Genomic DNA, 13,153 nt, shown 5'->3' with positions numbered 1-13,153 from the left:
AAAAATTGAAGTTTATTGTATCCAATAAAACCTGCAAAATTTTCAAAGCCCCTTCAAGGAGCATTTTGAAGCTACGTCAGTACAACTCTTTACAAGAAGCATTTCAACGGCATCAGCAGTTGCACCGATCCACTCTGGAAGTTTGGATTGTTCTTCTGTACTAAAGGGATGCAGTACATAATCAGCCACTTGTGATTTGTGTTCAGGCTTTCCGATTCCCATACGCACGCGGATATAATCAGCTCCGATTGCGGCATCTGCGGATTTTAGTCCGTTATGTCCCCCATGACCGCCTCCGCTTTTGAAGCGTAATGCCCCGAAAGCCAGATCCAAATCATCATGAATCACGATAACATCATCGATTTTATAAAAATTTTTAACGGAGAGGATAGATCGACCGGAAAGATTCATAAAGGTGGTGGGTTTGAGGAGAAAGTGCGACCCCATTTTAAACAACTCCCCTTCGAAGGAGCTCTTTGAAACATTCACGACACTGTGGCGATGGCAAAGCTCATCGATCACCATAAATCCGATATTATGACGGGTTGACGCATACGCCGAGCCGGGGTTTCCCAGTCCGACGATAAGCATCCTTATTTCGCTTTGATGATACTAAGAACCGATACACGGTCTGAGTCAGTAAACGTAACGTTTTCAACACGTGGAAGATCACGAACCAATACTGAATCACCAAGATCTAGTGGAGCAACATCGACAGTGATGTTCGCTGGCAAGTTTTCGATCGCCGCTTTTACACGAAGACGTTTTTTAGCAACAAACAACATACCTTTGTTTTTCAAACCGATCGGAGTTCCTACTGCGTTAACAGGAACATGATAGTGTGTGACAACACCCGGTTGCGCAACCATTAAATCAACGTGCAACAAGTTGCCTGATACCGGATGAGACTCATACCCTTGAACAACAAGGTTCATCTCTTTACCCGCTACGTTTACTGCAAATGCTACGGTCTCTTTGTTGCGCACCGTACGGATAAAATCGTTCATTTTGAACGCGGCGTGAATGTTTTCAAGCCCTTTTCCGTAGATGTTGGCAATGAGATAACCATCACGGCGATATGCTTTAGTAGCAACTTTGCCAATACTCTCTCTTACAATGCCTTCTAACATAATCATGTCCTTAAAATAAAATGAGGCGAATTATACTTAAATATAGCTTATTTTATTCTAAATCTTACGTTAGCTTTTTAAGCCGATGTACTCCTCTTCGCGGAACTCTTTCGGACCATCATCAACCCCGAGTTTCCCTTTCTCCACAGTCGTACTAAGCCCCTCCATTCGAAGTTTCAAGTCCGAAGCCGACGTTGCAGACGCTAATGCCTCTTCTCTGGTTATCCGTCCGGAGAGAAAAAGGTCTAAAATCCCCTGATCAAATGTCTGTGATTTATAGAGTTCTTTACCCTCCGCAATCGTATCAGGGATTTCGACATCACGATTTTCGGCAATAAGCTGCTCTATACGGGGCGTTCGGATCAATATCTCCAATGCCGCCGTCCGTTTTCCATCCACTGTCGGAATCAGACGTTGCGAAATAACCCCTTTAAGGACGGAAGAGAGGGTCATACGGACACGGTTTTGCTCTCCGGTCGGGAATACCGAAATAATCCGGTTGACCGTCTCTTTTGCATCTAACGTATGAAGCGTTGAGAAAACCAAATGCCCCGTATCTGCCGCATGAAGTGCTATTTCAATCGTCTCCATATCGCGCATCTCTCCGACAAGAATAATATCGGGATCTTCACGCAGTGCTGCTCGGAGTGCATTTCCAAAGCTAAGCGTATCCTGACCGACACTGCGCTGATTGATAATACATTTACGATCTTTATGGACAAACTCAATCGGATCTTCAATGGTAATAATATGCTTACGACGCTTCCAGTTAATCTCATCGATCAAGGCGGCAAGGGTAGTTGATTTACCGCTTCCCGTAACTCCCGTAACGAGGACAAGACCTCTCTCCATCTCTGCAAAGGTATGGACAACTTCCGGAAGATTGAGTTCTTCAATACTCAAAATCTTCACAGGAATGAGACGAAAAACTGCCGATACCCCTTCCATTTGAAAAAAGATATTAATACGAAAACGGGTGTTTTCATCAAACGGATAGACCAAATCCAGCTCTTTTTTCTCTACCAACTCGGGAAAACGGGTGCGTAAGAGCTCTTTGGCAAAAATCAAAGCATCATCTTTGGAAAGAATCTCACCGGAGAGAGGGATAATTTCTCCGTTGATACGAGCACGTACGACACTGTTGGCTTTGACATGGAGGTCACTTCCCCCCGCATCCACCATACGACGCAAATACCCCCGAATTTTTTTCAATACCTCAAAGTTGAGTTCGCCCAACTCCGCATGACTAAAACTTTGCTGACTCATTATGACTCCAATGCGTTGAGGATTTCAGTGAAAGCGGCTTTGAATGATTCCAATCCTTCTTCAATCTGCTGTGCGATAATGGTGTCCATCTCCACCCCTGCGGCCGCTACACTTTTTTGATGCTCTTCAATGGTATCGGTACTCATTGGGAGTTTCAATGTTCTATCTCCTCCGCTTACATAAGCATCAATGGTAGCGATCGGTGCAGTATTGACACTGTTGGGAGCTAAAAGTTCATCGATATAATAGGAGGCTCGGTACTCATCACCTTTTACCCCTGTACTTGCAAACAAGACACGACATTGCGGAACATTCAGTGCTTCGACACGATTGTAAATATCGGCAGCATTCACGATCCCCATACGTCCCGTCTTAACTCCTTGGGAACGAAGTGTCTCGTCAATCGCTCTATCGATTCGGCTGACAAATACGCTGATAACCGTATCCACCGATGATTTTTTCGACGCCTTGTCAAAAGCTCTAGCACATTTAAGAGCTTGATCAACCGAAAAAATCAAGGTTGCATTGACAGGAATTCCCTTTGATGCAAGTACTTCCATTGCACTGTATCCCGCTTCGGTTGCGGGAACTTTTATCATAACATTGGGGCGATTGATACTTCCATGAAGCCGTATCCCCTCAGCGATGGTAGCCTCGGTATCATCACACAAAAACGGATCGACTTCGATACTCACATAGCCATCATCTCCGGCATCGTATAAGGGGCGTAAGATATCCGCCGCTTTTTGTATATCAAAGATTGCCAATGCTTCGTATTTTTCTTTAGGAGAGAATTGTGTGAGGGTAGAGAGTTGTTCTTTGTAGGCAGGTGACGTTAAAATCGCATTTTTAAAAATAGCAGGGTTGGACGTTGCACCGTTAATAACCCCTTTTTTTATCAGTTCTTTAAATCCTTCATCCAAAAATGTTCGTTCAATAAAATCGGCCCAAAGGGCAAAACGCACTTGCGCTAAATACATAAAAACTCCGAGACATAAATTAGGACTATTATGCCAAAAAATAATTAAAAATAGAGGTTCACCCCAAGTTTGAAGCGATCTTCTCTGTAATCTTGATCGATTCCTTCATAACTGCACTGTACTCCTCCCAGCGGACTCCATTGCCACCCTTGAGAAACCATAACACGGCTTCGATGATCACCATCCAAATAGAAAATATGACCTGCTTCAATATGGCTCTTCATCCGACTTCCCCAGTTGATCGCTGCCCCTGCAGTGAACCCTAATCCGACATCGGCATTAAATCCGAATCTCACCTCAGGCTCACTCAGAACATACCCGTACATCCCTTCATCTCCGAGGGATGCCCCTGCTCCCACACGGGTAACAAAGCTAACTCTATCCCCTCCGTATTCACGGTCCCAACCGCTTTTCATACGCCATGAAAAAGGGGTGAAAAAATGACTTACCGGTGCAATAGAGGCGAGAGAAAGAACCGTCAATTTCTCTAACGTCACTTTATCATGATCCACACCGATCAACGTATCAAGAAATTCAATCTGAGCACCGGATAGATGTCCCGTATCATCTTCACTCAAGTCATGAAACGCCGGACGCCACCCAATCAGTAGCGGTGAACGATCTTCAAACCACCCCTGTGAGACCGCTATACGGGCAGAGTGATGGGCAATATCAGGATTAGCTTTAAGAGCTACAGGAGCTAATTCCCCCTTCCCCAGAGCGGCACGCCGTGAGAGGAGTTCATGGTAGCGCGCGGCATACACCTCTTTAGTCATTTTTCCCTCTATGTATTGATACTCAACCAATTCCGCAGCCGCTTCAAGTACAAAACGGTGCTCTTGTTTGGAGAGAGTCAACGTATCGAGTTCCGCACCATTTGTCTTTGCAGTACTTAAAGCTTTCACTGCCGAGATCCCTTGAGGAGAGAGATGACGTTCATACGCAAGTAGCTGAGTCCGTTTTGAGGGGCGAAAATGTTTTGCTTCTACCAGAGCCTCTTCCTCGAAAGCGCGTACCGTATCGGGAGGGATCACATAATAGAAGAAATGATCCCTCAAGTGAACGCTAGGACGGGCGATTTCGGTGAGCCACAACATATGATAGGAGCAATTCTCATCGAAAAAATAGTACCACGAATTAATCCGCTGTAATTCCCAGATATGGCGTACCATCGCCATGACCTCATCAGGCGTTAAATTAAGATCGTATTCCCAAACATCTCGGGATTCGGAGTCCCGATACTCTTTGAGTTTTTCATAATAGGGGAGCATCGAATAAAATCCATAATAGCCTCCGAATAGCCCCTTATACGCAAATAATAACCCATTGGTCTCGTCGGTGTGCGCTGCATAATTGATCGCATACGACATAAGTTTAGACTCCATTTTGGAATCGATCCGTAAAAAAGTATGCCCGAACATCGATGCGGGAGAGTTGATATGGGCACTCGGAAATACCAGTGTCACACTCTGTGGATCCATCTTCGCAACAAGGGCTTCATACTCACGGCATTCCCCCTCTCCGAATGAGGTGTTAAGCTCGTGTTCCAGCCATACTCTTCGAGCCGGAAAACGGCAAAAGACGGATTCATTGCTTCGGTTAGTATCTTCATTCAAACGACGAATCGTTTCATCCAGTTCGGAGGAGAGATCTGTTTTCCCCTCCGATGAGAGAAAGAATGCGGGATCATCAATTTCACTTTCACTATCAGGGGAGTGCATCAGCAGATGCCAATAGCGTGCTTCGGAAAGATGTTTCGTATGAGCGTGTGCAATCAGTTCATCGGTAGTTGTCGCATAAACCGCTAAACTCAGTGCGCATAATAAAAAAAGAAAGGGCAAATAAAACCTTAATATTTCAGAACGCACTAAGCGCTCTGAAAATGTGATTATCCGGCGATAGTAGAAACGTTATCGAGAACCGTAGCCATATCGGCTTTTTCGCTTGTGTAGATAGCGTTGTAGTTTGCTTGAAGTGCTGATGCAAATTCCGCTTTGTCTTGAACATTCAAAAGCTCTGCCAAAGTGGACACACTTTCACCTTGACCGATAGCGATCTCACGAGAGAGTTGATCCATATTCGACGCAACGAATTCTGCCGCACGCTCGTTCATAACAAATTGTGCTTTTTTACATCCTGATGTCCCCGAAGTAACACCAAACGTTTGATTTCCCAACGTGCTGTTTGTTGTTGCTTGAAGCGCCAACATTACCGCTGAACTGTCATCTTTGATAATTTGTGATCCGAGACCGCACCCTGTTTGGCTGTTTACGGTTGCAAAACCTGCTGTAGAGAGTGCCGCAATAGCTGCGATACTGATAAGAACTTTTTTCATTTATACCCCTTTTTCATAAGAATTAACAAAGAGTATAAAGGAATTAACCTTAAAAATTTCTCATTTTCCAATGATTTTCACCCGCACTACTATTCACAGCTTTATCAAGTCGTCGTAAAAAGAACTCTCTTGATACCTCTTTTGCCCCAAGACTTTTTAAATGAGGCGTCGGAACCTGACAATCGATGAAATCGAATCCCCATTCACTAAGATAATCCACTAAAACGGCCAAGGCTACCTTGGAGGCATCGGATACTTTGGCAAACATTGATTCACCGCAAAATACCCCCCCGACGCTCACACCGTAAAGTCCACCGACCAAACTACCGTTTTGGTACGCCTCAACACTATGCGCATATCCGAGGGCATGAAGGGTTTCGTATGCCTCGATCATCTCGGGGACAATCCAACTCCCCTTCTGCTCACGGCGCGGTGCGATAGCGCATTCGTGTATTACCTCCGAGAATGTACTGTCGAAACGGATCTCAAACTGAGTCATCTTTTTTCGTAATGATCGGCTAAGCTTAAAATCATCCAACTCCAAAATGAGCCTCGGGTCAGGTGACCACCAGAGAATCGGATCTTTAGCACTGTACCACGGAAATATCCCAGAGCGATATGCCAACATAAGGCGTGAGGGTGAGAGATCGCCGCCGTAGGCGATAATTCCCTCCTCTGATGCATGAAGAAAAGGATTAGGAAACGAGAGATGATGGGTGAGCTTGGGGATCATTCAGCATAATCAAAAATGAGTCTATCGGTATAATCAACCGACACGTTTCCCCCTCCGGCTAAACGGCCGAAAAGCATCTCATCCACCAGCGGGTCTTTAATTTTATCGGAGATGACACGTGAGAGGGGTCGGGCTCCCATCGCTTTGTCATATCCGATTTTCGCGATGTACCCTTTTGCTTTATCACTCAGGGTTACCGTCACTTTCTTAGGCTTGAGCTGTGTATTGAGTTGTCGAATGAATTTATCGACGATTCCCTCTACTACACTAAGGGGCAATGCGGCAAATTCGATTACCCCATCAAGACGGTTGCGAAACTCTGGGGTAAAAAACGATTTAAGGGCTTCATGATGGGAGAGTGAGCTGTCGGCATTGAAGCCCATTACACTCCGCTCACTGGCTCCGATATTGGAGGTCATGACAAGAACGACATTTGCAAAGTTTGCTTTAAACCCCGTATTGTCGGTCAAGGTTGCGCTGTCCATCACCTGTAGCAGTACATTGATCAAATCAGGATGAGCTTTTTCGATCTCATCCAGTAATAGAACCATATACGGATGCTTTCGTACCGTCTCGACCAGTAATCCCCCCTGCTCAAATCCCACATATCCCGGAGGGGCACCGATGAGACGACTGAGGGCGTGTTTTTCCATATATTCGGACATATCAAATCGTTCAAAATAGATCCCCATCGTTTCCGCCAACGATTTAGCCAATTCCGTTTTTCCTACCCCGGTAGGACCGGAAAATAAAAAAGAGGCTATCGGTTTTTGCGGGGCACTGAGCCCTGCGTAGGAGCGTTTAATGGACTTAACGACCTCTGAAACCGCGCTATCTTGACCGATGACCAGTGCTTTAAGATCGGATTCCAAAGAAGCGAGTTTTTCACGTTCATCCGTTCCCATTTTTGAAGCAGGTATTCCCGTCATTTTAGCAATAATCGCTTCGATATCATGAGGGGTAATGGTGGAACGCTTATGGGTTTTAAGATGAAACGACGCCCCCGCTTCATCGATCAGATCGATGGCAACATCGGGCAAAAAGCGATCAGTAATGTATTTTTTAGAGAGTTCGACGGCAGAACGCAATGCTTTATCGGTATATTTGACACCGTGATGTTTTTCATACCGTGCACGGAGCCCTTTGAGAATCAAAAAGCTCTCCTCATCACTCGGTTCACCCACCTCGATACGGGCAAAACGGCGGCTGAGTGCACGATCTTTTTCAAAGACGCTTCGATATTCGACGTGGGTAGTTGCCCCCATACATTTAAGTGCACCCGAGGCCAGTGCCGGTTTGAGCTGATTGGAAGCATCCATACTCCCTCCACCCACTGCACCTGCTCCGACAATGGTATGTATTTCATCGATAAATAAGATTGCATTGGGATGCTCTGTGGCTTCATCCATCACCGCTTTGAGCCGCTTCTCAAAATCGCCCCGATATTTGGTTCCCGCTAACATGGCGCCCAAATCCAAAGCAAAAAGTTCCGCATCTTCGAGCAATGCGGGAACATCACCGCTCACAATACGCAATGCCAACCCCTCCGCAATCGCTGTTTTACCGACTCCCGGTTCACCGATGAGGAGAGGATTGTTTTTCTTGCGACGGCACAACGTTTGAATCGCTCTCTCAATCTCGTTGACACGGCCGATGACGGGATCAATTTTCCCTTTGCGTGCCTGCGTAATGAGATTGATAGCGTATTTTTGAAGTGCCCCCTCATTTTTGGAATCATCTTGCGACGTCTCCATATCACGATGGGATATCGCTTCGAGAACATCAACACGGCTGATACCGTACTCTTCGAGGAGCATACACGCATAGGTGTGATGTTCTTCATATACCGCAGCGATTAAATCACCTACATCAGCGGCCTCTTTTTGAGCACTTCGCACATGGTGCATCATCCCATCAATCATTCGTGCCAACGCGACCGTCTCAAAGGGTTCCTGCTCATCGGGCAACGGTTCCATCGTCTGCATCAGATAGGCACCCAACGATTCTCGAATAATCTCTACATCTGCACCGCACGAGCGTATAATCGCTTCTCCATCAGACGAATTAAGTAGAGAAAACATAACATGTTCTATAGTAAGATATTCATGACGCTGATGCCTCGCAAACGCAATCGCTTTTTGAAAAATCGCATTGAGTTCTGTACTTACCATGATTATGCTTCCTCCATTACCGCTTTAAGGGGAAATCCGTTTTCACGAGCCAATGTCCCCACTTGATGTACTTTCGTTTCCGCCACCTCATAGGGGTAGACACCGCATAAACCGCGACCGCGCTGGTGCACTTCAATCATAATCGCGTGAGCTTCCTGAAAATTGCGACGAAATAGTTTCATTAAAATATCAACCACAAAATCCATGGAAGTGTAATCGTCATTGAGCAAAAAAACATTATACTGCTTCGGATGCTCTACTAAAATAGTTAATTGTGTCGAGTGTTCATGTTTCGTAGCCATAATTGAACTATACCGAATCTTTTTAAATTTTTGCCGCGTTGCAAAAATCATCGATAATCGCTTCAGCACTTTCCAAGCCGATCGAAATACGGACAAGCCCCGCTGTTATCCCTAAAAATTCCTGTGTTTGTGTATCAAAATCGCGATAAATTGTTGAAGCCATATGGAGCCCTAAAGTACGACTATCTCCGATGTTGGCTGTGATCGTAATAAGTTTTGAATGATTGAGGAATTCAAAAGCTTTCTCTTTGCTCCCCAAATCGATCGTAAGAACCGTTCCACATCCGTTTGCAAATTGGTTCACATACCGTTCATGATGAGGATGATGCGCTAAACACGGGTGGTTAATATTAAACCCTTTATCATACAGTGTTTTGGCAACAATTTCTACCGTTGTTACGATTCGATCCATACGCAACGGCAATGTTTCTAATCCCAACATGGTAAGGTAACTGCCAAACCCGTTTGCCGACATTCCGAAATCACGCAATGCCCGTTTTTTAGCATTGGCTATCAGTGCCATGGACCCCATTTTTTTGATAAACGGGTGTAAATCTTTATAACGCTCCCCTTTAAACTTATCCTCACCCTCCGCAATAGCGCGGAAAATAACGGCACCGCCTAATGAGGAAGCATTTCCGGTAATAATTTTCGTAGTAGAATAGACCACGATATCGGCACCCAATGCTAAGGGAGCTACACTCAGCGGGGTAATCGTATTATCCACCATCAACACTACCCCATGCCGATTCGCAATCTCCGCGATTTTAGCAATATCGGGTAGACGCATATTGGGATTGCCGACACTCTCTAAAAAGAGTATTTTTGTCGCCGTATTGATCGCTTCCTCGATACCACCAAGCTCATCCACATCGAAAAAATGGGTGGTAATCCCAAAACGCTCTAATGTCTCGGAAAAATAGGAATAGGTTCCTCCGAAAAGTCCCCCGATGCTGATAATCTCATCACCTGTGCGTAAAAGGCTGAGTGTTGCCATAGCCGTGGCACCCATTCCGGAGGATGCGGCTACTGCGCCGATCCCCCCGTCCATAGAGGCCAATATCTGCTCCAACTGTGCCGATGTCGGATTTCCGACACGAGCGTACAAAGGTTTTTTCACCGATCCCTCAAAGATCCCCTCGCCGCTCTCACTGTTGCCGTATCCAAATGATGCGGAATTAACCATAACGGGACTAACCGGCCCCTCTTTTTTTCCCACTTGCTGAACAATGCGGGTTGTAAACTCTTCAAAGCGATTCATCATCAAACCTATATTAAAATAGGGCAATTATAACGAAAAAGAAGTTCCATTGACTAAACGCATTTTCATCACCGCGACCAATACCAATATCGGCAAAACTTATACCTCCCAATTACTGATTAAAGCCCTCAGCCATCTAGGGTTGCGTGTCGGTGTTTACAAACCGATCGAAACCGGAGTGACCTCCATTCCCTCTGATGGAAATCTCCTCTATCAATCTGCACTGATCTATAATCCTTCACTTGCCTCACTATCAATAAACGATATTGTCACCTTGCAATACCCTCTTCCCGCCGCCCCCTTTGTTGCCAACGGAGGCAAAGCGATCGATTTTAGCCTCTTTGAAAAAGCTTTGGAAAAAATCGAAGCCTTATGCGATATCGTTATTATTGAAGGGGCCGGCGGATTAATGGTTCCGATCGATGAAGAGAGTATGATGATTGATCTCCCCCGATTTTTCAATGCAACGACCCTTTTGGTTTCCCACTGCCGTCTCGGATGTATTAATGACACCCTCCTCAGCATCAAAGCTCTCCAAGATGCTGATCTCCCTTTTGTCTGGGGACTAAACTGTCAATCCGATGATAGCTCATTTGAAGTCACTTCTCTACCCTATTTTCAACATCGGTTTGATCCATTCTACCGGATTGATAAAGATATCGATGCCATAGCGCAAGCACTTTTAGATACAATTACACTATAAATACGGGGGAAAAGCATGAAACATCTTATTCGGACTGACAATTTTACGACTGAAGAAGTTTTACAGGTTTTACACGATGCAGAACACTATTTGGGAGGTCAGTTTGATCCTATTCTCAAAGAAAAAATTATTATTACCCTCTTTTTTGAAAACTCCACCCGTACCAAAAGTTCGTTTGAAATAGCCGCTAAACGGCTCGGTGCGGAAGTCGTTCATCTGGATGTCCAAAAAAGCTCTACCCAAAAAGGGGAAAGCCTTGTCGATACGGCGGCTAATCTGGATGCGATGGGACCGCATGCGATGATCGTCCGTCATCCCCACGCCGGAGTTCCCAATATCCTCGCCGAACACACCCATGCTTCGATCATCAATGCAGGAGACGGTGCCCACGCCCATCCGACGCAGGCGCTCCTTGATCTTTTTACCCTTCGCCGCCATTTCGGGGATGTAAAGGGGAAAAAAATCGCTATTGTCGGTGATATCAAAAACTCCCGTGTCGCCAACAGCAATATCGAGTTACTAACCCGCTTCGGGATGGATATCACCCTTGTAGCCCCTCCCCATTTTCTCCCTGACTCCCATCTTAAAATGACCCATAATCTTCAAGATATCATCGATGATGTCGATGCCATTATGTCTCTGCGTACCCAAACGGAGCGCCATTCACATCAAACCTACGGTTCACTCAAAGACTACGGATCGGATTTCTGTATCACCCATGAGCTTGTCGGGAATCGTGACCTGATCCTTCTCCATCCGGGACCGGTGCACCGTAATATCGATATCGACGATATGATGCTGGGTGACCCGAGATGTAAGGTACTGGAACAAGTACGCAACGGCGTAGCGATCCGAATGGCTGTCCTTAAAGCACTTATTGCCTAATGATTGAACGGTTCAGTTCTCTCGTCTCTTCGAGGGTACCTTGCTTTTTTTATACCGACTTTACCGGAGAGCATATCCATTGTTACACCTTGGATGAACTCAAAGACGAAGATATTGAATTTGCATTTAATAGCGATTCTAATTGTACTAATTCCCCACACAAGCCCTCCTTTTTTCCACTATCCTTAGAAAATTATCGCCAAAAATTCGATGCCGTACAAGAACATATCCGCCGCGGTAATAGCTACCTGCTCAATTTGACGCAACCGACTCCTATAGAGTCGACATACACGCTAAATGAGATCTATACTATGGCGCATGCCCCCTATAAGCTCCGTGTTAAAGATCAATTTGTCTGCTTCTCTCCCGAGCCGTTTATTACAATTGAGGAAAACACCATACATACCTATCCGATGAAGGGTACTATTGATGCATCGATTCCTAATGCGATCGAAACGATACTCAATGATCCAAAAGAGTTCGCAGAACACACGATGATCGTCGATCTTTTACGTAACGATTTAGGAATCGTTGCTAAAAATATCAAAGTAGAGACATTCCGCTACATAACGACAATTGATACCGGAGACAAGAAACTTCATCAAGTAAGTTCTCATATATCCGGTTTATTACATAACAATTGGAAAGATAATGTGGGAGAATTGATATTAGCCTTATTACCGGCAGGAAGTATCAGCGGTACACCAAAGCGCAAAACAGTTGAGATTATCGAAGAGGTTGAAGGATACGAGAGAGGCTATTTTACAGGTGTTTTCGGTTATTTTGACGGAGAGAATCTTTACAGTGCCGTAGCTATCCGTTTCATTGAAAATAATGACGGAAAACTCACCTATAAAAGCGGTGGCGGTATCACCGCCGATAGTATTTGCGAGAGCGAATACAAAGAGATGCTAGATAAGATATATATCCCTTAACGAACACTCACTTGAGGTTTTAGTTTCTGAAGCGTTTTAGGACCGATACCTTTGACATTGACGAGTTCATCCACCGTTTTAAATCCGTTATGGGATTTTCGGTATTTAAGTATCTCTTGTGCCTTAGAGGGGCCAATTCCATACAAGGTTTGCAGCTGTGCCGAATTGGCTTTATTAATGTTGATGGAACCTAATAGCAGTGAAAAGAGTAGAACAAGTAGTGTGATTATTTTAACCATATCTAACCTTAAAATTAAAGTATTAGATTGTAGCGCGTGATTTTTTATTTGTCAAATTAGTAATTGTTATAGTTTGTGTGATTGATTAAAAATGAGGGTTGTATTGAAGAAGAAGAATAAATCTGAGGCCAGGCGGCGACCTACGTTTCCACACCTGAAAGATGCAGTATTATGAGCGATGAGGGTCTTAGCTTCCGGGTTCGGAATGGGACC

Annotated in this window: 14 protein-coding genes; 3 read left to right on the top strand and 11 right to left on the bottom strand. The window is 45.0% G+C overall.

Translation table 11 applies throughout. The features are described 5' to 3' along the window. Positions 1-42: 42 nt before the first annotated feature. The 10 genes from pth to Q8O20_RS10150 all read right to left on the bottom strand — a co-directional run bounded on the left by pth (position 43) and on the right by Q8O20_RS10150 (position 10,181). On the bottom strand, positions 43-591 hold the full coding sequence (gene pth, locus Q8O20_RS10195; protein ID WP_305531072.1) for an aminoacyl-tRNA hydrolase: 549 nt from the start codon (positions 589-591) through the stop codon (positions 43-45). 2 nt (positions 592-593) lie between these two features. Next, positions 594-1,130 carry a 50S ribosomal protein L25/general stress protein Ctc gene (locus Q8O20_RS10190; protein ID WP_305531071.1) on the bottom strand — a complete coding sequence of 179 codons (537 nt, stop codon included), beginning with the start codon at positions 1,128-1,130 and terminating at the stop codon, positions 594-596. Positions 1,131-1,199: 69 nt separating this feature from the next. Further along, on the bottom strand, positions 1,200-2,396 hold the full coding sequence (locus Q8O20_RS10185) for a type IV pilus twitching motility protein PilT (RefSeq protein WP_304740623.1): 1,197 nt from the start codon (positions 2,394-2,396) through the stop codon (positions 1,200-1,202). Beyond that, the gene (locus Q8O20_RS10180) at positions 2,396-3,376 is read right to left on the bottom strand and encodes a transaldolase (protein WP_305531070.1); all 981 of its coding nucleotides are present in this window, start codon (positions 3,374-3,376) and stop codon (positions 2,396-2,398) included. The genes Q8O20_RS10185 and Q8O20_RS10180 overlap by 1 nt, the downstream gene beginning before the upstream one ends. Positions 3,377-3,420: 44 nt before the next feature. After that, positions 3,421-5,217 carry a DUF4105 domain-containing protein gene (locus Q8O20_RS10175; RefSeq protein WP_305531069.1) on the bottom strand — a complete coding sequence of 599 codons (1,797 nt, stop codon included), beginning with the start codon at positions 5,215-5,217 and terminating at the stop codon, positions 3,421-3,423. Between the two features lie 47 nt (positions 5,218-5,264). Then, on the bottom strand, positions 5,265-5,711 hold the full coding sequence (locus tag Q8O20_RS10170) for a DUF3015 family protein (protein ID WP_304740630.1): 447 nt from the start codon (positions 5,709-5,711) through the stop codon (positions 5,265-5,267). A gap of 49 nt (positions 5,712-5,760) precedes the next feature. Next, entirely contained in the window at positions 5,761-6,444 is a 684-nt protein-coding gene (aat, locus tag Q8O20_RS10165) for a leucyl/phenylalanyl-tRNA--protein transferase (RefSeq protein WP_305531068.1), read from the bottom strand. Continuing rightward, positions 6,441-8,615, bottom strand: coding sequence for an ATP-dependent Clp protease ATP-binding subunit ClpA (gene clpA / locus Q8O20_RS10160; RefSeq protein ID WP_305531067.1), 2,175 nt, complete (start codon positions 8,613-8,615; stop codon positions 6,441-6,443). Before clpA ends, aat begins: the two co-directional genes overlap by 4 nt. A gap of 2 nt (positions 8,616-8,617) precedes the next feature. Beyond that, positions 8,618-8,917: an ATP-dependent Clp protease adaptor ClpS gene (locus tag Q8O20_RS10155; RefSeq protein ID WP_305531066.1), complete on the bottom strand. Its 300-nt coding sequence runs from the start codon at positions 8,915-8,917 to the stop codon at positions 8,618-8,620. Between the two features lie 22 nt (positions 8,918-8,939). Further along, positions 8,940-10,181: an aminotransferase class I/II-fold pyridoxal phosphate-dependent enzyme gene (locus tag Q8O20_RS10150; protein ID WP_305531065.1), complete on the bottom strand. Its 1,242-nt coding sequence runs from the start codon at positions 10,179-10,181 to the stop codon at positions 8,940-8,942. Between the two features lie 46 nt (positions 10,182-10,227). On the opposite strand from Q8O20_RS10150, the gene bioD reads away from it, so the two are divergent. From bioD to Q8O20_RS10135, 3 genes are read left to right on the top strand one after another with little or no spacing between them, the layout of a single operon-like run. Continuing rightward, positions 10,228-10,881: a dethiobiotin synthase gene (gene bioD, locus Q8O20_RS10145; RefSeq protein ID WP_305531064.1), complete on the top strand. Its 654-nt coding sequence runs from the start codon at positions 10,228-10,230 to the stop codon at positions 10,879-10,881. 15 nt (positions 10,882-10,896) lie between these two features. Then, a complete protein-coding gene (locus Q8O20_RS10140; RefSeq protein ID WP_305531063.1) occupies positions 10,897-11,766 on the top strand; it encodes an aspartate carbamoyltransferase catalytic subunit in 870 nt (289 codons plus the stop codon). Continuing rightward, complete coding sequence (locus Q8O20_RS10135; RefSeq protein ID WP_305531062.1) at positions 11,766-12,701, top strand: aminodeoxychorismate synthase component I; 936 nt, start codon at positions 11,766-11,768, stop codon at positions 12,699-12,701. Before Q8O20_RS10140 ends, Q8O20_RS10135 begins: the two co-directional genes overlap by 1 nt. On the opposite strand, the gene Q8O20_RS10130 is transcribed toward Q8O20_RS10135, so the two are convergent. Beyond that, positions 12,698-12,940, bottom strand: coding sequence for a helix-hairpin-helix domain-containing protein (locus Q8O20_RS10130; RefSeq protein ID WP_304738867.1), 243 nt, complete (start codon positions 12,938-12,940; stop codon positions 12,698-12,700). The two genes, Q8O20_RS10135 and Q8O20_RS10130, sit on opposite strands and share 4 nt — an antisense overlap. Positions 12,941-13,153: the final 213 nt, after the last annotated feature.

The sequence above is a fragment of the Sulfuricurvum sp. genome, assembly GCF_030691015.1.
Taxonomy (GTDB): Bacteria; Campylobacterota; Campylobacteria; order Campylobacterales; family Sulfurimonadaceae; genus Sulfuricurvum.
Note: the sequence above shows the minus strand (reverse complement) of the source record. Positions and strands in the feature narration are given on the sequence as shown.